This window comes from Butyricimonas muris, from assembly GCF_046365375.1.
In the GTDB taxonomy this organism is placed as follows: Bacteria; Bacteroidota; Bacteroidia; order Bacteroidales; family Marinifilaceae; genus Butyricimonas; species Butyricimonas muris.
Genome location: NZ_JBKEIT010000012.1, coordinates 19,425 through 44,878 on the forward strand (window position 1 = coordinate 19,425; position 25,454 = coordinate 44,878).

15 protein-coding genes are annotated in these 25,454 nt (G+C 43.0%); 8 read left to right on the plus strand and 7 right to left on the minus strand.

Going from position 1 to position 25,454, the window contains the following annotated elements; genetic code table 11:
- Positions 1-44 precede the first annotated feature (44 nt).
- Positions 45-632 (minus strand): RNA polymerase sigma-70 factor, encoded by a 588-nt coding sequence (locus tag ACK8P8_RS18075; protein ID WP_369859832.1) that lies wholly within the window; start codon positions 630-632, stop codon positions 45-47.
- Between the two features lie 157 nt (positions 633-789).
- Here ACK8P8_RS18075 and hisS point away from each other — a divergent pair, with 157 nt between their 5' ends.
- The 3 genes from hisS (at position 790) to ACK8P8_RS18090 (ending at position 10,113) form a co-directional block, all read left to right on the plus strand.
- The gene (gene hisS / locus ACK8P8_RS18080) at positions 790-2,151 is read left to right on the plus strand and encodes a histidine--tRNA ligase (RefSeq protein ID WP_186974503.1); all 1,362 of its coding nucleotides are present in this window, start codon (positions 790-792) and stop codon (positions 2,149-2,151) included.
- A gap of 238 nt (positions 2,152-2,389) precedes the next feature.
- Positions 2,390-3,886: a histidine ammonia-lyase gene (gene hutH, locus ACK8P8_RS18085; protein ID WP_099290839.1), complete on the plus strand. Its 1,497-nt coding sequence runs from the start codon at positions 2,390-2,392 to the stop codon at positions 3,884-3,886.
- A 443-nt stretch (positions 3,887-4,329) separates the two neighbouring features.
- The gene (locus ACK8P8_RS18090) at positions 4,330-10,113 is read left to right on the plus strand and encodes an alpha-2-macroglobulin family protein (RefSeq protein ID WP_410026123.1); all 5,784 of its coding nucleotides are present in this window, start codon (positions 4,330-4,332) and stop codon (positions 10,111-10,113) included.
- Between the two features lie 68 nt (positions 10,114-10,181).
- On the opposite strand, the gene ACK8P8_RS18095 is transcribed toward ACK8P8_RS18090, so the two are convergent.
- From ACK8P8_RS18095 to alaS, 6 genes are all read right to left on the minus strand, one after another.
- The gene (locus tag ACK8P8_RS18095; protein WP_099290841.1) at positions 10,182-10,868 is read right to left on the minus strand and encodes a response regulator transcription factor; all 687 of its coding nucleotides are present in this window, start codon (positions 10,866-10,868) and stop codon (positions 10,182-10,184) included.
- A gap of 10 nt (positions 10,869-10,878) precedes the next feature.
- Positions 10,879-12,486, minus strand: a complete 1,608-nt coding sequence (locus ACK8P8_RS18100; protein WP_227215668.1) for a sensor histidine kinase — start codon at positions 12,484-12,486, stop codon at positions 10,879-10,881.
- A gap of 154 nt (positions 12,487-12,640) precedes the next feature.
- Positions 12,641-13,324, minus strand: a complete 684-nt coding sequence (locus ACK8P8_RS18105) for a hypothetical protein (protein WP_186974507.1) — start codon at positions 13,322-13,324, stop codon at positions 12,641-12,643.
- 142 nt (positions 13,325-13,466) lie between these two features.
- Entirely contained in the window at positions 13,467-14,768 is a 1,302-nt protein-coding gene (locus ACK8P8_RS18110; protein ID WP_410026124.1) for a TlpA family protein disulfide reductase, read from the minus strand.
- Between the two features lie 121 nt (positions 14,769-14,889).
- Entirely contained in the window at positions 14,890-16,611 is a 1,722-nt protein-coding gene (locus ACK8P8_RS18115) for a tetratricopeptide repeat protein (protein ID WP_410026126.1), read from the minus strand.
- 116 nt (positions 16,612-16,727) lie between these two features.
- Entirely contained in the window at positions 16,728-19,355 is a 2,628-nt protein-coding gene (gene alaS, locus ACK8P8_RS18120) for an alanine--tRNA ligase (protein WP_410026127.1), read from the minus strand.
- Positions 19,356-19,600: 245 nt separating this feature from the next.
- Between alaS and ACK8P8_RS18125 the strand changes: the two genes are divergently transcribed.
- The 5 genes from ACK8P8_RS18125 (at position 19,601) to ACK8P8_RS18145 (ending at position 25,408) form a co-directional block, all read left to right on the plus strand.
- Complete coding sequence (locus tag ACK8P8_RS18125; protein WP_227215671.1) at positions 19,601-20,485, plus strand: M23 family metallopeptidase; 885 nt, start codon at positions 19,601-19,603, stop codon at positions 20,483-20,485.
- Positions 20,486-20,586: 101 nt separating this feature from the next.
- Entirely contained in the window at positions 20,587-20,922 is a 336-nt protein-coding gene (locus ACK8P8_RS18130) for a MerR family transcriptional regulator (protein ID WP_218014302.1), read from the plus strand.
- 66 nt (positions 20,923-20,988) lie between these two features.
- Positions 20,989-21,774, plus strand: a complete 786-nt coding sequence (locus ACK8P8_RS18135) for a Nif3-like dinuclear metal center hexameric protein (RefSeq protein ID WP_410026128.1) — start codon at positions 20,989-20,991, stop codon at positions 21,772-21,774.
- Positions 21,775-21,777: 3 nt separating this feature from the next.
- Positions 21,778-22,620 (plus strand): zinc ribbon domain-containing protein, encoded by an 843-nt coding sequence (locus ACK8P8_RS18140; RefSeq protein ID WP_099290848.1) that lies wholly within the window; start codon positions 21,778-21,780, stop codon positions 22,618-22,620.
- Between the two features lie 166 nt (positions 22,621-22,786).
- Positions 22,787-25,408: a valine--tRNA ligase gene (locus ACK8P8_RS18145; protein WP_292268017.1), complete on the plus strand. Its 2,622-nt coding sequence runs from the start codon at positions 22,787-22,789 to the stop codon at positions 25,406-25,408.
- Positions 25,409-25,454: the final 46 nt, after the last annotated feature.

Consider the following 25,454-nt stretch of genomic DNA (forward strand, 5'->3'; position numbering starts at 1 on the left):
TTTCAACCACGGTTGATTCAACCGTGGTTGCAAAAATAATAATTTTACTCGAAAGCGACTAAAAGAATCATCATAAATCTCTTGTCCTTATCGCCGAATTCATCCTTAATTTTCTTGTACGCCGTTTTCATCTGTGTCTTTACCGTGTTCACGGAAATATCCAGTTGCTCGGCGATTTCTTTATAACTCATGCTTTCCATGCATCCCAAGATAAAAATTTCCCTACATTTCGGGGGGAGGGTTTCCATAATGGATTGCAAACGGTCATAAAGTTCCTCGAAATTATCATTCTCGTCAGAATCATCCACACCGGTCATCATCATTTCCTGACGATAACGTTCCTCGACCTTCTCGTGAAGTTTGTAATCGATACATGAATTTTTAACGGAACGGCAAAGATAGGCATAAACGGAACCCGTGTAAGTAATTTTATCCCGATTCGTCCACAAGTAAATAAAAACTTCCTGCACGATATCCTCCGCCTCTTCCCGATGCTTCACGAATCCCAAGGCATAATGAAATAGTTGTTCCGCATAACGGTCAAAAAAGGAGTTGAAAGCACTCCAGTCACCCTCTTGCATTTTCCGGAATAATATGTCCTCTCTTATCATCACGCTAAACCACTGGTCCACGAAACAAATATCAGAAAATTCTATCTAATAAACAACCTCAAAATTCGAAATCAACAATCATAAATCTAAAATCAATTAATTCCCCGAAGAAGTTTCAAAAGAAATTAGAATCGTTTATATTTGCAACACATTTAAATCTAAAGCTTAAAAACGAAAAATGGCACAGACTCCATCTATTCCTAAAGGGACAAGAGATTATTCACCGGAAATTATGGTGAAAAGAAATTATATATTCGACACGATTAAATCCGTATTCAAACTGTATGGCTATTTGCCACTGGAAACTCCTGCCATGGAGAACCTTTCCACGTTGATGGGTAAATACGGGGAAGAGGGAGATAAATTACTTTTCAAGATACTGAATTCCGGCGATTTTCTTTCCTCCGTTACCGATAGCGAAATGACGGAGCGCAACATTCCTCGCCTGACAAACAAGATTTGCGAGAAGGGCTTGCGTTATGATTTGACGGTACCTTTCGCCCGTTTCGTGGTGCAACACCAGAACGAAATCACGTTCCCGTTCAAGCGTTACCAGATACAACCCGTGTGGCGTGCCGACCGTCCGCAAAAGGGACGTTACCGGGAATTTTACCAATGTGACGTGGATGTCGTGGGTAGCGACTCCCTGTTAAACGAGGTGGAAATAGTGCAAATCGTGGACGAGGTTTACAAACGCTTGAAGATAAATGTCCGCCTGTTGATGAACAACCGGAAAGTGTTAGCCGGAATCGCCGAAACCATCGGTCACCCGGAAAAATTGGTTGACATCACCGTGGCTATCGACAAAATGGATAAAATCGGGGCAGAGAATGTAAACGCTGAATTACGGGAAAAAGGAGTATCGGAAGAGGCCATCGAAAAATTACAGCCTATCCTGCATCTGGAAGGAACGAACGAAGAGAAATTAGCCCGCCTGCAAGAAATACTGCAAGGTAGCGAAATCGGTTTAAAAGGCGTGGCAGAATTAAGTACCGTGTTCCGTTACCTGCAACAACTCGATATCCGAATTGAAGTAAAATTAGACCTCACGCTTGCCCGCGGGTTAAGCTATTACACGGGTGCTATTTTCGAGGTCAAAGCATTAGACGTGGAAATAGGAAGTATCACCGGGGGAGGACGTTATGACGACCTGACCGGAATATTCGGGATGAAAAATATGTCGGGCGTGGGAATCTCGTTCGGTGCCGACCGTATCTTCGACGTGATGAACCAATTGGATATCTTCCCGAAAGACGCCACGGCAACCACTCGTATCCTGTTCGTCAACTTCGGGGAAAAAGAAGAGGCTTTCTGCCTCCCGCTCTTGAAAAATTTACGGGCAGCAGGCATTAACGCCGAGATATACCCGGAAGCCGCCAAGATGAAAAAACAAATGACGTACGCCGATAAGAAAAATATCCCGTACGTGGCATTAGTAGGGGAAAACGAAATCGCCAACAACATGGTAACCCTGAAAAATATGCTCACGGGAGAACAAGAAAGTGTCGCAATCACCGAATTGGCAGAGAAATTAAAATAAAAGCGTATGCAACTATACCGCAAAGAACAACGCCCGCTAAAAAACCACGGCTTCGATACTCGTTTTCCCTGACAGGATGGAGTTCATAAAGTTTATAAGGTTCATAAGGTTTATAAAGTAAAAAAACTTTCAGAACCGCGGGTTCAACTTTATAAACTTTACAAACCTTACAAACTAAGGGAGCTTCGCTCCCGCGTGTGTGCAATCTAAAATCTAAAATCTAAAATCTAAAATTCCAATGACTCATTATATTACCCCGGAGTATTTAACCTTCGATCAAATAGAGAAAATCATTAATAAAAAATATAAACTCGCTTTATCTGACGAGAGCAAGAAGTTAATTAATGACTGCAAGGCATATCTGGATCACAAGATTGCCACTTCCGAAAAGCCGTTGTACGGCATCACGACCGGATTCGGTTCTTTGTGCAAGATCACCATTTCGCCCGAAGACCTGAGTCAACTGCAAGCCAATCTCGTGATGTCACACGCTTGTAGCGTGGGAAAACCCGTGCATCAGGATATTATCCGTTTAATGTTGTTACTGAAGGCTCACGCTCTTTCCTTGGGTAAATCAGGAGTACAACTGGTGACCGTGGAGCGTATCATCGATATGTTCAACAAAGACGTGCTTCCCGTGGTAAAAGAATTAGGCTCATTGGGTGCATCCGGTGACCTTGCCCCGCTTGCCAACTTATTTTTACCGCTGATTGGAGAGGGTGAAGTATTCTATAAAAACAAAATCTATCCCGCCAAAGAGATCAACCAAAAATTCGGTTGGGAACCTATCCAATTGGGTGCAAAAGAAGGCTTGGCCTTGTTGAACGGGACTCAATTCATGAGCTCACATGCCGTTTACGCTCTATTGAACGCTTTCAAGGTGGTTAAATATGCCGATATTATCGGTGCTCTCTCTTTGGAAGCATACGACGGACGCATCGACCCGTTCTTGCCGCAAATTCACGAGGCCCGTCCTCATCCGGGACAAATCGAAACGGCACGCAATATCCGCACTTTACTCGAAGGCTCTGAATTCCAAAAGGTGGAAAAAACTCACGTGCAAGACCCGTATTCTTTCCGCTGCATGCCGCAAGTACACGGTGCAGTGAAAGATACCGTGAATTACGTGGCTTCCGTGGTGGAACGCGAAATCAACTCCGTGACCGACAACCCGACCATTTTCATGGACGACGACCTGATTATCTCCGGTGGTAACTTCCACGGCGAACCGCTGGCACTGGTTCTCGACTTCCTTAGTATAGCTATCGCCGAGTTAGGCAGTATATCTGAAAGACGGGTATACCGTTTGATTGCCGGTGACCGCAAGACTCCCGAATTCTTGGTTGCCAATTCCGGTTTGAACTCCGGTTTCATGATCCCGCAATACGCCGCAGCCGCTATCGTGAGCAAGAACAAACAACTGTGCAGCCCGTGTTCCGTTGACTCTATCCCCTCTTCCAACGAGCAGGAAGACCACGTCAGCATGGGTGGTAACGCCGCCGTGAAGACGGTACAAGTAATCGAAAACGTGGAACGCGTACTGGCTATCGAGTTAATGAACGCCGCACAAGCTATCGACATGCAACGCCCAACCAAAACTTCCGAGTATTTAGAAAACTTCCTGTCTGAATTCCGCACTATCGTGCCGTTCAACAGCGAGGACCGCGTGATGTATCAAGATATTGAAGCTGCCGTTGAGTTCCTGAAACAAGGCGAATTCGCGAACTTCAAATAAAGTTGTCCAAAAAGCACTCATCTGCTGCGTTCCTACCTTGCATCTAAGTACTTTTTGAACAACTTTCTAAAATGAAAAAAAGGCTGTCTTTTCAGGGACAGCCTTTTGTATATAAAATACTAGAAATCAGCACAACAAACCCACAAAATCCTTTCAACTCCTCCCCTTCATTCGTTCTTCTCTCGTTTATCTCTCGTTCTTCAAACACTCCCGCATGTAGAAAGAACGACATAAAACAAACTGAAATTCATTCACCGGAACTTATTTCAACTGCAATTAGACAGAAACATTCCGGCAATAATCTATTTCCTCCAAAGATACATTAAAGAATTTTATTCGTACTTTTATGGAATTTCTGTTCCGTTTGCATCTATGTAATAACTTTCCCGTTGGGAATTGCGAATAACATAGGATGAAAAAGTATAATTCAAACAGATAACGATATGATAAAAAGACTACTAATTATTACGGTATTATTATTCGGGGTACATGTTGCGTTCAGTCAGCAGAATCTCTCCGACAAAGAAAACGAGGCAGCCCCGAAAACGGCCTTGCTTCAAGCACAGAAAGACTATCGACAAGCGGTAAAAGAAAAAAACTCCCCGCTACTGATACAATCTCTGATTCGCCAGATCAAGTATCAGGCTTTGATTGACATGGATAGTATCCCTCCCATGTTACAGGATCTGGAAAAATACATCGGAGAAGACCGGAATACAGTGGAAAAAAGCATTCTTCATTCATTGATAGCGGAACTCTACCAAATGTATTACATGAGTCAACTCTCCCAAATATACAACAGGACTCCCGTTACCGGATATATCCCCCGCAACATGGCGGAATGGACCGGTAACATATATATCGAGAAAATATTTCAGCATGCGCTGGACGCAGTGAAAGCGCAACCGCAACTTGCAGAAGTAAATTGTCTGGATTACAAGGAAATAATGATTCTCGGGAAAAACTCCCCGGCTCTTCGACCGACAATGTACGATTTTCTGGTATATCGCAGTATTGATATATTAAACGGCCTCTATAATATTTCACAATATTACAAACAGAGTCCGGTCACCGATAATCAATTATTTGCTCCAGTAGCGGATTTCGTGGGAATGACTATCGAGGCTAAAACCTTCGACGTTTCTTCAAATATCATCAAACTCTATCAATCTCTATTACAATCGGAACTGACAGCCAAACGTGTGGATGCCGTTCTCATTTCCGATCTGGATCGTCTGGAATATATTCGTAGAGTAATCAACACGAACGACAGCGATTCACTATATACAAGCGCTTTAGAACAATTGGCTCACCAGTATAACAAAAGCCCTTACAACACAGAAGTTCTTTACAAACTCGCGCTGACTTATTATGAACCCGCCAGATTCAATTATGCCAATCCCGGCACCACGGAAAAACCTGAATACAAAAAAGCACTGGATATATGCAATAAAGGTATTCGCCAATACCCGAATTATTTCCGGATCAACATCTTGAAACAAATGGCTCAAGAGATAACACGAACGAACGTATTTTATACGATTGAACCCAATGTCTATCCGGGACACACTCAAAACATAAAACTCTCGTTCAAAAATTTATCCGACATATCGTTCACGCTATATAAAGTTGATGAAACCACATTAGACTATTTGCATCTTGACAAAAAAACACCGAAACTGAAAAAGATATCTACCCACACGTACCGCCTCCCCAAAGAACTGTATTCACAGGATACCGTTTTACAGATTCCCGTGACAAGTACCGGGCGTTATCAACTGACAGTTTCTTACGGAACGGCAAAACAGCAAGCGGATTCCTCTTATTTCAGTTCCAGTCGTCTGTCAACCATTGCCAGCAAAACGAGTGACAAAAACTACAATGTACTTGTATGCGATCTCGTCAGCGGAAAACCGATTCAAGGGGCAAAAGTGAAAATTTACAGCAGAAGCGGACGTAAATATGTTCTGGATACAGAATTCACTTCCGACGCGAATGGAATTGCCTCTATAAAAAACGTCCCCCAAGACCGTCTCTATCAAGTTACTTCAGGGAGTGACGACCACGGGGTAGTAACCCGCCTCCCGAATCAATATTTCAGTTCCTCGACACCGATAGTAAAAGAAACCAGTCTTTTTACCGATCGGGCAATATATCGACCGGGACAAATCGTCTATTTCAGCGGAATTTCTTGGGAAGCAACCGCCGAAGCCTCAAAAGCCGTCACGGGAAAGAAATACACGGTAACGTTATCGGATGTCAATAACCAAGTCGTGGCGAAAGAAGAAGTACAAACCAATGAGTTCGGTTCCTTTGCCGGTAAATTCACGTTACCGCAAGACGTACTGAACGGACTTTTCTTCATTACCGCGGGCGAAGCCAATCACACCATTACCGTAGCCGAATACAAACGCCCGAAGTTCGAAATCACCTTTAACCCGATAAAAGGAGCTTACAAAGCTGGTGACCGACTTACGGTTTCCGGTATCGCCAAGAACTATTCCGGCGCCAACGCGGGCAATAGTAAAGTCACCTACTCCATCCAAAGCCGCTCTTTCGCGTGGAGATTCCAAGAAAATACAATTGCCGCCGGGAAAACTCAAACAAACGAGAAAGGCGAATTCAGTATTTCATTCGACACGGAAAAAACAACAGACAATTCTCCCGGGGCTCTTTATAGAAATTTCGTCACGTACACGGTTTCGGTCACGGTCACCACTCCCAACGGGGAAACACAAGAGTCCAATTATTCGGTACAAGTAACACCCCAAAACTATCGGTTGAATTCTTCCGTTTATCCTTACATGAATAAAGAGAAACCGAATAGTATTACAGTCACGACGCTAAACTATAACGAATATCCATTAACCGAAAATATCACTTACGAGTTATCCGCGTTAAAACCGCTACAAAAACTCGGGGAAGAATATGACCGGAGTAATTTACCCGTGGATAAAAAAGTATTGGAAGGCACATTTACCACCAATACGGACAAAGCATTGGAGTTGAATCTATCTTCACTGCCTTCCGGAGCGTATCTGTTGAAACTTTCCGGCACGGGAGACAATAGTAACATTACCAACGAAAATATCATATATCTTTATTCCCCTCAGGATAAACGCCCGCCTTATCTCACCTATTTCTGGAGCGTGGAAGAGAAAACAACTTGCATCCCGGGAGAAGATGCCAGAATTTTATTAGGCTCATCCGCTAAAGATGTGTATGTATTATATGAAATATACTCCGACCAGAAACTCATGGAGCGAAAACGATTGGTACTAAACAACTCCAATACGACTCTGGCTATACCGTATAAAGAGGATTTCGGGAAGAAGGCAGAGGTAATTGTCAGCTTTATCAAAGACGGCGAATTTTTCACGAATAATTTCATGCTGACTCGTGAAGAAGCTGACAAAAAACTGGATATTATCACGAAAACATTCCGGGATCATCTTACTCCCGGACAAAAAGAAGAATGGTCATTCATCATTAAAAACGGACAGGGAAAAGCTGTCATTGCAGAGATAATGGCAGGTATGTATGATGCTTCTCTGGACAAAATCCGTCCAAATATTTGGAATTTCAACCCGGTTTACTACAATTACAGCACAACGCCCCGGTGGAGGTTCGACAACTATCCGTTAAGGGGAACTCTCGGCTATAATCAGAAACGCATGGAGGTACCCGGATTTGAATTTAATAGATTAAACCTCTACGGATTAAGCCAATACACATTCCTCGGTTGGGATAATGCTGTTGTCGCGGGATATGGCCATTCCAGAGGAGGGGCAAAACAAGAAATTATGGTAGAAGAAATGGCAGAAGAAGAAATAGCATTGCCCAGAAAGGTTGCCGGTATTGCGGAAGATAATGATAACACGAAATTTTATATCAGAGGGTTGAGTTCATTCAAAGCATCAGCCGATTCCGGTGTTCCGGGAGTCTTATCGGAAGAAAGTGTTATTGACGCGACTCCGCAAATCAGACAAAATTTCCAAGAAACAGCATTCTTCTACCCGCAACTTTTAACGGACTCAACGGGTAACGTGGTAATCAAATTCACGGTACCGGAATCTACCACGACGTGGAAATTCATGGCACTGGCACATACCCGGGATATGCAATTCGGACAAATTGAAAGATCGGTTATCACGAGCAAAGAATTTATGGTCAATACCAATCTGCCCCGATTCGTACGCACGGGGGATAAGGTCGTGCTGCAAGCGACAATCAATAATCTCACGACAACCGCACAACAAGGTGAAGCATACCTCGAACTGTTCGTTCCCTCGACGGATGTCGTGATCAGTAAACAACAACAACCGTTCAACGTGAATGCACAAGAGAACCAAACCGTAAGTTTCGAGTTTACCGCCCCGGAAGATACGGATCTACTCGGGTGTCGTATTGTTGCATCTTCAGCACAATTCAGTGACGGAGAACAACATGTGCTTCCCGTGGTTCCCGATGCCACACTGGTGACTCAAACCTTACCGATATTCGCGAGCAAACAAGGGCAACAAACGTTCAAGTTGAATGCACCGAAAGGAATTACCCCATATCGCCTGACGCTGGAACTCACCGCCAACCCGGTATGGTACGCCGTTCTCGCCCTGCCGACAATAAACACGCCGCAAACCGAGAATGTAACCGAAATCACGGCGTCCTATTATGTCAGTACATTGGCGACGGCTATCGCAAACGCGAATCCGCGAATCACGGATGCCATCCGGCAATGGATGCAAAAACCGGATGCCGCACTAACTTCCCCGCTGGAAAAGAATCAGGAATTAAAATCCATTCTGCTACAACTTTCCCCGTGGGTAACCGAAGCACAGAGTGAAACACAACAAATGCACTCCTTAGGTGAACTTCTGGACGTGAACCGCCAGAACTATATCGCCCGGCAAGCCATCAAAAAATTGGCTGAACTGCAAAACGAAGATGGTGGTTGGTCATGGTTCAAGGGATTCTATTCCAGCATCTTCATGACTGAAAATGTCCTTGAGGCAATGGCACGGCTTGTCTCGTTAAACGCCACGAGCCACCCGGAAGAAGTAAAGATGATGCAAATCAAAGCGTTGAACTTCCTCGATAAACAAATCCAAGAATCCTACAAGAACATCAAAACTGCCGGATATTCCCAAATATTATACCTGTACACCCGCAGTTCATACCGGGATATCCCGTTGACCGATGCTCTGGAAGCTCACAAGTTCTATCTGGGACAACTGGAAACTTCATGGACCAAACTTTCACTGTACGAGAAAGCCTTGTCAGCCATCACTCTTTATCGATACGGTAAAACGGATGCGGCGAAACAAATCATACATTCTTTGAAAGAATACTCCACCACCACACCTGAAATGGGTATGTACTGGGCGAACAACCGTTCAACCCTTTTCACCAACTCCGCTATCCAGACTCACGTGGCGATCATGAGTGCTTTCCGTGAAATTGAAGGCAATTCCACGGATACCGAAGGGATGAAACAATGGTTATTGCGCCAGAAACAAACTCAAAACTGGGGCTCAACACCCACGACGGTCGACGCTATCTACGCTTTACTCCTCACGGGAAATAATCAATTGGCATCCCAAGAAGAACTGGCGGTAAAACTCGGTAACAAGAAATTGAATATTACCCCGGAAGAATCCAAATTGGGATACATCAAACAAAGTTTCACGGGCAAAGAGATTACCCCGAAAATGCTGAATGTAACGCTCTCAAAACAACAACAGCAAGCAAGCTGGGGTGGTTTATACCTGCAATATTTCGAGAAACTGGACAAAATCACCAGTCATTCGGGCGGAATCTCTGTCAAGAAACAGCTATTCATCCAACAAGAAGAAGATACCGGAAGTACGTTAATCCCACTGGCCGGACAAGAATTAAAAGTCGGTGATAGAATCTGTATCCGTATCACGGTATCCAACGATCAGGATATGCAATTCGTGCATCTGAAAGATTTAAGAGCCGGATGTTTTGAACCGACGGAACAACTTTCCGGCAACCGTTGGCAAGAGGCTCTCGTGTATTATCAGGAAACGACAGATGTTGCTACCAACTTCTTCTTCGACTTCCTCCCGAAAGGTACGCATGTATTCGAGTACACGGTATGGATCGCGCAAAGCGGAACCTATCAAGACGGTATCAGTACTCTACAATGTGTATACGCCCCGCAATATTCGGCAAACAGTGATGCTGGAACCATTACCGTACACTGAACAAATTGAAATAAAAAAATAGAAGTGAGGAAAAATCCTCACTTCTATTTTTTTATTTCAATTACCGGCTATTCAAGAATCAGACGGAATCCGGAACCATGCACGTTCTCGATCTTAATGGATGAGTCGTCTTTAAAATACTTTCTCAATTTCGTCACGTACACATCCATACTACGAGCCGTGAAATAATCGCTGGCACCCCAGATTTCATTCAAAGCCTTGTCCCGTTGCAACAGACCATCCTTGTGATAGTACAACAATTCCAACAACCGGGATTCTTTCGGAGTCAATTTAATCACTTCATCCCCTTTCGTGATCGTGCGCAATTCCGTGTTGAACAGATAAGCTCCCAACTCGATCATTTTCGGTTTAACCTCCGTATCCTCGTGTTCGCAACGGCTAAGGATTGCTTTGATTTTAAAAATCAACAATTCGGAATCAAAGGGTTTTATAATATAATCATCCGCTCCAATCTCGTATCCCTGCTTCATATCATCTTTCATACTCTTTGCCGTGATATAAACAAAGGGCACGGTTACATCCAGTTCTCTGATTTTTTTCCCTAATGTAAAACCATCCATCTCGGGCATCATGACATCCAAAAGACACAAATCGAACTTCTCTTTGCGAAATGCCTCGAATCCATCCACCCCGTTCGTGCAATGCACTACATCATAATCGGATAATTCCAGATAGGATTTCAATACTGATCCGAAACAAGGATCGTCTTCTACTAAAAGTATTTTATGTCCCATATATTCAATTTTAATTTTCCATTTTAAAAATAATCTCTACCAAAGTACCTTTATTTTTTTTCGAGGTCAAGTGAATCTCACCCCCGTGCAATTCCACGATCGATCTGGCGTAACTCAACCCCAACCCGAATCCCTTTACATTATGCACGTTACCGCTCGGCACGCGATAGAATCGCTTAAACACCTTATCCTGAGCCTCTTTCGGTATCCCGATTCCGGTATCCCGAACTCCGATGATAAAACGATTCCCCTCCCGCTTCGTAAATATATATATATTCAACGAATCATGCGAATATTTTATCGCATTATCTACCAGATTACATACCACGTTGAGCATATGTACCTCGTCGGCTTGCATCACGTATCCTTCCGGATCAAGGTCAGCTTTGATAACTCCGCCCCGTTCTTCTACCTGCAAACGGAAATGCTCAACCGTTTCATCCACCAGCACGTTCAGATTTACATTCACTTTCTTCAAATGTACTTCCCGACGATCAAGTTTAGCCTGCAACAGAATACGCTCCACGTACTTGTTCATACGTTCATTCTCGTTCCGGATCATCGAGTTGAATTTCAGCAATTGGTTTTTATCGTTTAGCACCTTTTCTTTCTCGATAGCAGCCGTTGCCAAAGAAATCGTGGCTAACGGTGTCTTAAACTCATGAGTCATGTTATTAATAAAGTCATTCTTGATCACGGAAAGCTTCTGTTGCCTCATAATCACGACGATTGTTATAATAAACACGGACATCAAACCGATAATACAAAAACCGGAAGCTATGAACATCCACCCGATATTATTATAGAAGAGCGAATCTTTCGTGTCGAACATAATACACAAGTTAGCGTCTTTCTTGATTTGATCATTCGGGAAAAGATCCGTGTAATAAAACCCCTTTTTGCCGTGTTCCTTGATATATTTCAGCAATTCCTCGCCTTTCATCACCTTCCATTTGAAATGATTCTTTATTCCCGTACTTGCCATCTCATCTTTCAAATAGATATCCAAATCCACCCCCTCAAGCCGTTTGGCTACATCGGCATTATGCGGATCTTCCTCTTTCATATAACGGATCACTACTTTCCGAATCATATCCGACAAACGCTGTCCGTCCAATGAATCCGTCTGTTGTTTTACCTCTTCCTCTTCCGATTTTATCAACTGATGCGGAAAACTCCTGTCCGTGACTTCCCTTATCGATCTGGAGATTTCTTGAAGATATCTTGAATACTCCTCTAAAGGATCCTGATACCCGACACTCATATGCCTTATCGTCACCTGTCCGTTCGCCTGCTGCATCTCAATCGAAACACTCGCGGAATTTGTTCGCAAGCGCTGCTCTTTTCCTTTTTCCAAAGAATCCAACATCTGGTCAGTGGCCGCAATCTGTTCCTCCAGAATATTGTATTGTTCTTTGACCTCCTGATAAAGTTTTCGTTCACTGACCTGATCCACTAAACTGACAGCTTTACCTAACACGTCATACACTTTCGAGGTAAAACGTGCTTCTCCTTCCCGCATACTGTATTTCATCCAAATCCACTGCACGCTTACCACAGCAATAAAAGCAATAAGCATGACAATAGACAGTATCCTGATAATAATTTTCTTAATCATAAGCTGACATATACAATTAGCGAAGTTAGTGTTTTTTATGTCATCATGCAACGCCTGACACAAAAAATTAAAAAGAGGTACCCGGGTAGGTACCTCTAAAAAACAACTAAGTAATAAAAACGGGAAAATAAAAACCAATTAATGGTTTTATACTTTATTGCAATTTGGTTTCCAATACTTTATAAATATTGCTTTCTTTATTTTCGATCTTCATTTTCTTGAAAAGACGCTTTTGCAACGCTAAACTATCTTGTAACTCATCTTTAAGCAAGAACAAAGACAATTCTTTACCGGGATTCGCTTCAATCAATTGTTTCGTCCAATTAGCACGTTGTCTCAGGAAACGTTGTTTCTGTAACTGGTGGATACCTAACATCACTTCGTCGTCCTTCGTCAATTTATCTTTCTTGCTGATCTTCTCTATCAACCGGTCTACTTTTCCAAGATCCTTTCCGTATCTCTCTTTATATTGCTTTTTCAGGTCATCGTACTCGTCCATCAAGCCGGAACCTTTAGCTTCAATCTGATCCGGGAACTTTATTTTTCCTTGAATCCAAATCATATCCTTGGTGTCCAGTATAGCTTCAACCGTGGTTTTCCCATCGATATCCACCCATACCCTACCCGGGATTTGGAATTGCTCTGTCCTCAAATCAATCTTTCCATCCGTAACATCCTGCTCGGCTAAAATAGTCAACCCGGGTTCTCCCGGCATTTCTGCCAATAACTTAACCTTCCCTTTTAATCCTTCAACCTCACCTCGCACTTTTACCGTATTACTGTCACAAGCACCCAGTAAAAATGTCACAAGCACTAAAAATAAACCAATTCTTTTCATACTAACTAAATTTTATACACCATTTGTGACCATAGCCACAAGTGTAAATTTCATCTGTTATTATACTTGCTCTAATAATTAACCTAACATTACAGCAAATAAATTTACCTGCCGTAAACATCGACAAATATACAAAAATAAATTATAACCCAATATTCTGCAAAAGTAATTTCATCGATCCTGAAGGTTTTGACGCATCAGCATCGGTAATCCTGCCGTCCGGGTTGATTAATATGAATCTGGGAAAATTGGTTATCATGTAAGAACGATAAAAATCAGAATCTTTTAACAGGAAATGTTCACCCGGGATATTTTTTACACGCGAAAATGCTTCCTCATCCGTGGCAAATGTCAGGAACCGTATATTTTTCTCTTTATATTCTTCAACAAGTTCTTTCCACGCTGTTGTATCTTTTTCTTCCCCCATCGTACCGAAACTTGGCGTCAAAACACAAATATAAAGATATTTCCCGCGCATATCCTTCAACTGCACGTCCTTGCCCGAAGCATCGGTTAAAAGGACATTCGGTGCTGTTGCCCCGGCAGACAATTTTCTCCAACGGTCAACCAACTGACGAACTTTTACCAATTTACTGGTATCGGAAACCTCGTTCCAACATACCGAAAGCAAGTAATCAGAATCTTTCAATCCGTTTTGGGCAAAATAGACATACACCACCTCCGATAACAAGAAATCCCGTACTTTAAGATTCGTCACGTTGTTTAAAATATAATTCACGAGCCTTCTGCCACTCATGTTTTTCCCTTTGTAATAATAGAAATAATTCATCAGGAATTGTCTATAAAAAGGGAACGACAACAGTTCCTCGTTGTTAAAATCAAAACCGGTAATAAAATCCGTGAACGCGATTCCCGGTTCATATTTCACGGAATCAGGAACTTGGTGCATACTCGGATATCCCACTGCCTGCAACGCTATCTTATATCTTATTCTTTCTCTTTCCTTGTTCGTGAAATCATCACCAAGATTTTTGGCTTCCAGCAAAAGAATATTCATGTTAAGCATGTCCTGCATTCGCTGTATAAATTCTTCTTCTCTCAACTGATATACTTCATAAGGAAGATAAGACATCGTCCTCCCCTGCTCTCTCAAGTAATTATTAATCGCGCTCAACGTTCCCTTAAATTGCGGAGACACGGTATTACGAACAATATTCACTTCCAAATCTTCTCCCGGGGAAAGATACACGTCAAAAGAGTTAGGCCTGTATACTCTTGCATATACCCCTTTTTCCAGTGGTATTTTACCGGAAAAAAAGTATTTATTGTCCAACTTGAACTCGTACAACATCCCGTTCACGTCAAAAGATATGACGGAATCACGAGTCATTCCGGTTTCTACACGCCCCGATACCTGTACACTTTTATTATGGACGCATGCAGCCAGAAGAACAATAAATAATATACCTACAAAACTCCTCATGCTCAATCACGTTAACTTTTGGAGTACAAAGATATGCATTCAAAACAAAAGTATGTGTTAAAGAAAAGGTAAATAAAAAAGGCGACCGAGGGGTCGCCTTTTTTAATATATTAACAATCGCTTATTTTACGATAGATGTGAAATCACTGTTTTCGAAATATTTAGCGAACTCCATATCGGTAGCAGCTAATTGTTTGAATGAAGCGTCCATAGCACATGCTTTGCTCAGATTACTCATTACAGCGTTAGCGTCATTGGTTCTCGCACCAATTACAGCTTTCAAGTAATAAGACATCGGGCATTCTTTGCTCTCTGCATTCAATTTCTTCAAAGCCTCGTTATTATTTCCGGCAAGTACGTTAGCCAAAGCGGCATTCACGCAATTGCATTTCCCGAAATAATTTACAGCCGCAGCGTAGTCACCACTCTTGATAGCAATGATACCTTTGTTGTAGTCAACTTCCGGACCCACACCGGTAGCAGCACCGAAATAAACTTCAGCTTGTTTCAAATCACCATTCTTCAAGGCTACTGCACCCAAGTTGTTCTGTACAACGGGATTGTTAGCTGACAAAGAATTAGCTTTATTGAAGTTTGCTTGAGCCTCTGCAACATTACCCATTTCGAATTGAACCATACCGGCGTCGTTGAAACCTCTCCAATCGCTCGGGAATTGTTTCATGCAAGCCTGATAGATAGCCAACTTATCATTGTTATTATCAAACAAAGTAGCGGAATAAAGCAATTCGTCAACATTCAATTCAGCAGGATTGGATTTAGCCAATGCTTTCAACTCGTCGTCTGATTTACCTATCAATTCGGCATTTACCACGAACAAAGATCTTCTCAATTTCGGAAGGATTTGATCAGCCACAACGGCAAACACAGAAGCGATGTTCTTGATTTCTCTTTCTCTCACTTCAGGATCCGAATGCATTTCCAATACGCGAAGGATCAATTCTTTATCTTGGATATTTGATTCTTCCATAGCTTTCTTGAATCCGTCCCAGTCTTCAGCAACCACAAATTTCTTGAAGAAATTCTCGTCTTTGTATTGCTCAACTTTACCTTTTCTCATTTGTTTTTTCAAGAAATCAGAAGAACCGGCTTCACGTTTGTTGGCCAATTTATCATTCCAGTCATAAGAACCGTCGGGTGAAGCGTATGATCTGATATCAATACCATTCAAGTTCATGTTTTCTTTAGAAGCAGCTTCTTTAATATATGCTTCCAACTTCTTCATTTCTTCAGAAGTCATTTGTTTTGAACGGATATTAGCTGAATTAATCAAATAATAGATAGCAGCTTCCTCTTGTTGTTTGATAATTCTTTGGAATTTATCTTCACCGATAGTCGTAGCCGGAGCGTTAACAACCAACATTTCGGTAGCAATCACACCGTCACCGATCTTTCTCGGCTCGAATTTCACCACTTTAGCGCCTTTAGATCCGGTAATATCAATCTCCAAATCAGAAAGTCTCATCGCATCCTCAAAAGGAACACGGCTTACATAAGTAATCGTCTTTCCTGCTTCGTAAGGAATAACCTCTGCATTTCCCTGAACTTTCTCTCCTTGGATGGCTTTCATCTCGTAAGCCTTCTCTCCTCCTTTAAATCTCAACACGGGAGTAGCCTCGATAGCCACTTTCTTGTTAAAATATTTGGCAGGGAATGTCACGTCGATTTTCAAATCTACCATTCCACCTTTAGCCACTAATGTTTCCGGAGTTACAGAGTACGAAATTTCTCCTGCACGCTTCTTCATCTTGTTTAATGAAGAACAGGAAACAGTTATTAACCCAGACAAGGCAACAACAGCAACCAGACCTAATGTTCTTTTCATAATGATTTCTTAATTTTATTTGTAATACTCAAATTAGTTCACGTGTTTTTTCACAAAACAAATGTATAAAAATTTATCTATATACGAAATCCTTCGCACAAATTTTGTACCAAACTCTAATTAATTTTGTCCAAAATTAATTTTTCTGCTCTTTCAAGTGCGCGAGACACCCCATTCGGATCAGATCCCCCTGCTGTAGCGAAGAATGGTTGACCACCGCCGCCACCTTTGATTTCCACCGCCGCATCTTTCACGATCTGTCCGGCATGCAATCCATAATCCTTCACTAAAGTATCGTTAATCATTACAGTCAAGTGGGGTTTTCCGTTAAATACTCCTCCTAACACGAGTACCAGATTATCCAACTCCCCCTTCAACTGGAACGCGACATCTTTTGCCGCCGCCGGAGCCATACCGACCGTCCTCACGATCATGTTGATATCCCGAATCACGCGCTTTTCATTCTTCAACGCTTCCTTGAGTATTTTCAAACTCTCTTGAGTGAATTTCTCCACGTCCTTTTTCAGTCCCTCGTTCTCGTCCATCAATTCCTTGATATTCTCCAATATCCCGCGATTGGATTTGAACATGCTATCCATTTGCTTCAGCATCTTGAACGTGTTCAATATATAACTTTCCGCTTTCGCCGCGGTAATTGCCTCTATACGACGAACTCCGGCAGACACTGAACTTTCGGACATAATCTTAAAGAAACCGATCTGTCCCGTGGCATGGGCATGTGTACCTCCACACAATTCCACAGATTCCCCAAATTTCACCACACGTACCAGATCGCCATACTTCTCTCCGAATATTGCCATCGCCCCCATTTTCTTTGCCTGACCGATCGGAATTGCCCGACTCTCCTCCAGCGGATAGTTTTTCCGTATCTCCTCGTTCACGATAGCTGCCACTTTGTCCAACTCCTCGTCTGTCACTTTCTGGAAATGCGAAAAGTCAAAACGCAGATACTCGTCGCTCACGAACGATCCTTTCTGTTCCACGTGAGTTCCCAACACTTTTCTCAAAGCATAATGCAACAAATGCGTAGATGTATGATTATTCTCCGTGGCAACCCGTTTATCCAAATCGACCTTGGCAGTAAAAACCTGAGTCAAGTCTTCCGGCAAACGATCGGTGAGATGCACCGTCAACCCGTTTTCTTTCTGCGTATCCAGAATATTTATCTTTTCCGTTTCGGAAATCAACCAACCGCGATCTCCGACCTGTCCCCCGCTCTCTCCATAGAAAGGTGTTATATTGAATATCAACTGATAAAACGCCTTCCCTTTCGTACTCACCCGGCGATAGCGTGTAATCTGTACTTCCGTTTCCGTGTAATCATATCCCACGAACTCCTGCGTGTCGTCTGAAATCAACTCCACCCAATCATCCGTATTCACAGCCGCGGCTGAACGCGAACGCTCTTTCTGTGCCTCCATTTCCGCCTTAAACTCCCTGCGATTCACCACCAGCCCGTGTTCTTTCAGAATTAATTCGGTCAAATCCAACGGGAAACCGTAAGTATCATACAACTCGAAAGCCACATTACCCGGCACGGTCAAATAATCCTCCGCCTTGGTTTTCTCTATAATCTTATCCAATAACTTGATACCCTTATCCAAGGTGCGCAAGAATGCATTTTCCTCTTCTTGAATCACACGCTCGATCAGTACCCGTTGTGACACTAACTCGGGGAAATGCTGTCCCATTACTTCAATCAGCACCGGAACCAATTTATACATGAAAGCATCTTTCTGATCCAAGAATGTATACGCGTAGCGTACGGCTCTCCGCAAAATACGACGGATCACGTATCCGGCTTTCACGTTCGAGGGCAACTGCCCGTCCGTGATAGAAAAAGCTATCGTACGCAAGTGGTCGGCAATCACGCGCATAGCCACGTCCGCCGCACTGTCCTTTCCGTATTCTTTGCCGCTCAATCGGGCTATCTCCCCGATAATCGGGGTAAATACATCGGTATCGTAATTGGACGTTTTCCCTTGTACCGCCATGCACAAACGCTCGAAGCCCATCCCCGTATCCACGTGATGGCTCGGCAAGTTCTCCAGACTGCCATCCGCTTTCCGGTTATACTGCATAAACACAAGATTCCATATCTCGATCACCAAAGGATTATCCTTGTTAACCAAGTCACGTCCCGGCTTAATCTTGCGTTCTTCGTCAGGGCGCAAATCAATATGTATCTCGGAACAGGGACCGCAGGGTCCCATTTCTCCCATTTCCCAGAAATTATCTTTTTTATTCCCGTACAATATTTGTTCCTTGGGCAAATACTGCAACCAATACTCCAAGGCTTCATTATCCGCGTCAAGATGATCCTCCTTGTTCCCCTCGAAAACCGTGGCGTACAATCGGTTTTTATCCAACTTCATCTCTTCCGTCAGAAACTCCCACGCGTAAGCTATTGCCTCTTTCTTGAAATAATCCCCGAATGACCAGTTCCCCAACATCTCGAACATCGTGTGATGATAAGTATCATGCCCTACCTCTTCCAAATCGTTATGTTTTCCCGATACCCGCAAACATTTCTGCGAATCCGCCACCCGAGTCGCTTTCGGACGAACATTACCTAATATAATATCCTTGAACTGGTTCATTCCGGCATTCGTGAACATCAACGTGGGATCCCCCTTGATGACCATCGGTGCCGAAGGTACTATCGTATGTGATTTCTTCTCAAAAAAATCTAAAAATCTCTGTCTGATCTCTGCCGACTTCATACACTCAATATTTAGTAAATCCACCATTAAACAACGAATGTTACTTCTCACATTCAAACGGAAATATCATGTAATCATATTGATTGCCTGATTTCCCAAGTTGCAAAATTAGATTTTTTCTTTAACTTTGCATCGGAAATACTATTTTTTATTGAGTAACTATGCGAAAAGCAGGGTATCATTTTAATTCGGACACACTATCTTTTGATAAAATAGAATCAACTCTAAGGAAAAAAACTTGGCGGTTGTTCAAAAAATTCTTCTCCAGCTTCTCGTTGGCCATCGTCATGCTATACCTCGTGTATGCATTCATTGATTCCCCGAAAGAGAAACAGTTAAAACGCAAATACGAAGAAGTTCTTACCCAATACAGCCTTCTCAGCAACAAGGTAGAATACCTTGATAATGTTCTGAAAGACATGGAATCAAGAGATGACAATATCTATCGGGTGATTTTCGAGACGGAACCGATACCGTCCACCATCAGGCGCGCCGGCTCAGGTGGAGTGGACCAATACGAACATCTGAAACATCTGGATAACTCCGATCTGATTATCGGGACAGCTAAAAAAATCGACGAACTGTCCAAAGCCATTTTTGTCCAGAGCAAATCTTTTGATGCCATCGAAAATCTGGCTAAAAACAAAATAGAAATGCTGGCATCCATTCCGGCAATCTTACCCGTGTCGTTAAAAGAAGCTCATCAAGTAAGCTCCTCATACGGCTACAGGATGCACCCTATATACAAAACGATGAAGTTTCACGCCGGCATGGATTTCACAGGAGCCATAGGCACACCGATTTATGCCACGGGGAACGGCCTTGTCGTGGAAAGCCAGTTTGACAAAGGGTACGGTCGTCACGTTATCATTGATCATGGGTTCAGCTACAAAACGATGTACGCCCACATGGAAAAAATTGTCGTGAAGAAAGGACAAACTGTCAAGAGAGGGGATGTCATCGGCTACCTCGGTAATACCGGACTCTCTACCGGACCTCATTTACATTACGAAGTCCGGAAAAACGAAAAACCCGTAGATCCTATCAATTTCTACTTCAACGACCTCTCCCCTGACGAGTTCGAAAAGTTAGTAGAGATAGCGAACAACACGGGACAAAGCATGGACTAACAAATTGTAGATTTACGATTTTAGATTTAAAGATTGTATAACACTGGTATTGAAATCTGAAAATAATCTCATTTTCAATTTCCAATTTTCAACTTTCAATTATTATGGTGGAAGAAGAAGCATTAAAACTGTATTACTCTATCGGAGAAGTAGCCGAGATGTTTGGGGTTAATACTTCCCTCATCCGGTTTTGGGAAAAAGAGTTTGATGTAATCAAACCCCACAAGACCAAAAAAGGGAACCGCCAGTTCACGAAAGCAGACATAGACAACTTTCATCTCATCTACCACCTCGTGAAGGAAAAAGGAATGACACTGAAAGGTGCGCAACAACAGTTGAAAAACCGCAAAGAAGAAACCGAGCTTCATTTCGAAGTCGTGAAACGGCTGAAAAACATAAAAGAAGAACTGTTATCTATCAAAAATCAACTGCCATAATAATTTTAGATTTATGATTTTAGATTTATGAATTTCACAAGCTAATATCATAAAAACAGCAAGACCATGTACATTAAAGAAATTATTGCGCTAATAGAAGAATATGCCCCCCTAAAACTCCAAGCGAGTTTTGATAACTCCGGGTTACTTTGTGGAGATCCCGAACGGGAATTAACTTCCGTGCTTTTATGCATTGACGTAACAGAGGAAGTCGTGAACGAGGCCATTACCCACGGTCACAACTTAATCATCTCGCACCATCCACTTATCTTCAGCGGGTTGAAACACATTACACCTGCCACGTACGTGGAACGCTGCGTGATCTCCGCTATCAAACATGACATCACGATCTACGCCGCCCACACGAACATGGATGTCGTTGCCAATGGTGTCAGCGGGCGCATGGCAGATAAATTACACTTGCATAACAGGCAAATATTACAACCGGAAGGCGACCTCTCGGAAGGCAACGGCTTCGGCATTATCGGGGAACTTGAAATTCCGGTCGAAAGCATGGCATTTCTCCGACAAGTGAAAGCGACATTCCACTGTGACAGGCTACGCTACACGCGACCTCATACTCCCTCTATCCATAAAGTTGCTGTTTGTGGCGGAGCCGGAGCCTCTTTTTTCAACCGGGCTCTCGCGAATGCCGCGGATATCTATATCTCCGGTGATTTCAAATATCATGATTTCTTTCTCACGGAAAACCGGATTATGATAGCAGACATAGGACATTATGAAAGCGAACAATTCACAAAAGAGATATTTTATGAGATACTTACAAAAAAAATATCTACATTTGCGGTTCAGTTTTCAGAGATTAATACAAATCCGATTAAGTATTTATAATATATGGTGACGAATAACAATGAGAAAATGCAAGAACTGACAGTTGAAGAAAAACTGCAGAACCTGTATGAATTACAACGAATTGACACCGAGATCGATAAAATCAAAACTCTTCGAGGAGAATTACCTTTGGAAGTTCAAGACCTTGAAGATGAGATCGCGGGGCTAGAAACACGTATCGAAAACTTGAAGGCTGAATTAAGCGAACTTGATAAAACGACTTCCACGAGGAAGCAAGAAATCAAGAAAGCAGAAGAAGCGATAAAAAAATATAGCGAGCAACTCGACAACGTACGTAACAACCGTGAATACGACGCGTTGAGCAAGGAAATCGAATTCCAGAAACTCGAAATCGAATTACAAGAAAAAAGAATCCGTGAAGCGACCAAAGCCAAAGCGGAAAAAGACGCGTTAATGGAAGAATCCAAAAAGCGTTACGAGGATAAGGTTTCCGACCTCGAAGCCAAGAAAAACGAGTTGAACGACATTATCAACGAAACACACAAGGATGAGGAATCCTTACAAATAAAATCCGAACAATTGGCTGCAACTATCGACGATCGTCTATTGACCGCTTATCGTCGTATTCGTTCCAATGCGCGCAACGGTCTGGCAGTTGTAACCGTGGATCGTGACGCTTGCGGCGGATGTTTCAACAAAATTCCGCCACAAAGACAATTGGATATCCGTTCCCGGAAGAAAATTATCGTCTGTGAATACTGTGGTCGTATCCTCATCGATAAATACATCTGTGACTACGACGGCTCGCAACAAAAAGCAGACCTTGACGCTCTCCTTGATGCACAAAAGAAAAAAGGACGAAGAATTAGAAAATCAGAAGAATAAATAAAAGTCAAAGGTCCATAAGGTCCATAAAGTCCATAAGGTCAACAATTGACACGAGGGCATAAACCTATAAACATTGACTTTACGGACATTATAGACTTTACGGACCAAAGGGGCTTTTTGAAAAGCCCCTTTTTACGAATCTAAAATTTTAATTTTAAACAAAATGATTCCAACAAACTACGATCCGCGAAAAAGCGAAGAGAAATGGTATCAATACTGGATGGAACATCGTTTTTTCCATTCCGTTGTTGATAAAAAGAGAACTCCGTATTGTATTGTTATTCCCCCGCCTAACGTCACGGGAGTCCTGCACATGGGACATATGTTGAACAACACGATACAGGATGTACTCGTCAGACGGGCTCGCTTGCAAGGAAAGAACGCTTGTTGGGTTCCCGGAACAGACCATGCCTCTATCGCCACAGAAGCCAAAGTGGTTGCCAAATTGAAAAGCGAAGGCATAGAGAAACGGGACCTTACCCGGGAAGAATTTTTGAAACATGCTTGGGCATGGACAGAGAAACACGGGGGAATCATCCTTGAACAATTGAAACGCCTCGGTGCCTCTTGCGATTGGGACAGAACCTGCTTCACGATGGATGAAATCCGTTCAGAAAGCGTGATTCGCGTATTTGTAGACCTTTACAACAAAGGATTGATCTACCGGGGTATCCGAATGGTGAATTGGGACCCGTCAGCCAAAACAGCCGTGTCTGATGAAGAAGTAATCTACAAAGAGGAACACAGCAAACTGTATTACCTCCGTTACAAAATAGAAGGCTCGGACAACGAGTACATCACCATTGCCACCACCCGACCGGAAACCATTCTCGGGGATAGTGCCGTGTGCGTGAACCCGAATGACGAACGTTTCCGCCATCTGGCAGGTAAAAAATGTATCGTGCCGCTCGTGAATCGTGTCATCCCGATTATCCAAGACGAGTACGTGGATATGGAATTCGGTACCGGTGCGTTGAAAATCACTCCCGCCCACGATATTAACGACTATGAAATCGGTTTCAAGCATCATCTTGAATCCATCGATATTTTCAACGACGACGGGACACTGAACGAGAACGCCCAACTTTTCGTGGGCAAAGATCGTTTTGTCGTGCGTCAGGAAATCATCCCGGCATTGGAACAAGCAGGTAATCTGGTAAAAATCGAGGACTACAATAATAAAGTAGGCTACTCCGAACGTACCAACGTGGTTATCGAGCCGAAGCTCTCCATGCAATGGTTCCTGAAAATGAAAGATTTGGCTCAACCGGCATTAGACGCCGTGATGAACGACGACATTCGCTTGACACCATCGAAATTCAAGAACACCTATCGTTACTGGATGGAGAACGTGAAAGACTGGTGCATCAGCCGTCAATTATGGTGGGGACACCAGATTCCGGTGTACTATCTGCCGGATAGCAACGATTACGTGGTAGCCAATACTAGAGAAGAAGCGGCAAAACTGGTAAGAGAAAAATTCGGGAAAGACATCCCCACCGATCAATTGCGTCAAGATGAAGACTGTCTTGATACTTGGTTCTCCTCGTGGTTATGGCCGATCTCCGTTTTCAACGGCATATTGGAGCCGGACAACGAGGACATCAATTACTATTACCCGACCACGGATCTAGTTTCCGGACCGGATATTCTTTTCTTCTGGATGGCACGCATGATTATGGCAGGCTACGAGTACAGGCACGAGAAACCGTTCAAAAATCTTTACCTGACAGGTATCGTACGCGACAAATTACATCGCAAAATGTCCAAATCACTCGGTAATTCACCCGACCCTCTTGACCTCATCAATCAATATGGGGCAGACGGCGTACGGGTAGGTATGCTTTTATGCGCACCCGCCGGTGGTGATTTATTATTTGACGAGAGTCTGCCGGAGCAAGGACGCAATTTCACAACGAAAGTGTGGAACGCCTTCCGTCTGGTAAGGAACTGGAAAGTAGCGGACATCGAACAACCGCAACATTCCAAGCTGGCTCTCGATTGGTTTGAACAATACCTCAACAAGTGTAAAGAAACATTGAACAACCAATTCGACCAATATCGCTTGTCGGAAGCTCTAATGACGGTATATACCGGATTTCGCGACGAGTTCTCATCTTGGTTGTTGGAAATCATCAAACCGGGATTCGAACAACCCATTGACCGGACAACTTACGAGAAGACTATTTATCTCTTCGAAGAGATGTTGCAATTACTCCATCCCTTCATGCCGTTTATCACGGAAGAAATATGGCAAAACTTACGGGAACGCAAAGAAGGCGAGAGTATCATGATTTCCGTACAACCGCAACCCGGCAGCTATGACGAAAACTTCCTGAGCGAATTTGAAAACACCAAAGAAGTTATCGCGGGTATCCGTACCATCCGCAAACAAAATAACGTTGCTTTCAAAGATGCCATCTCGTTAAGAGTAAAAAGCAACGACCGCTACCCGCTACGCTTCGAAAGCGTAATCATTAAAATGGGTAACATCAGCGACGTTGAAATGGTGGACGAAACCGTCAAAGGCGCATGGAGTTTTATCAGCAACACCGTTGAATACTTTATCCCCGCCGTGGGCGAAGTAGACACGGAAGAAAAAAGAGCCAAACTGGAAGCCGATCTGGCTTACGCCCAAGGGTTCCTCGCTTCCGTCATGAAGAAACTGAATAACGAAAAATTCATGAGCGGTGCCCCCGCACAAGTCATCGAAAACGAACGCAAAAAACAAGCTGACGCCGAAGCCAAAATCAAAGCTATCGAGCAACAGTTAGCAGAATTATAATTCTCGAACAAATAACACGAGGCTGCCCATTCATCATTTTGAGCAG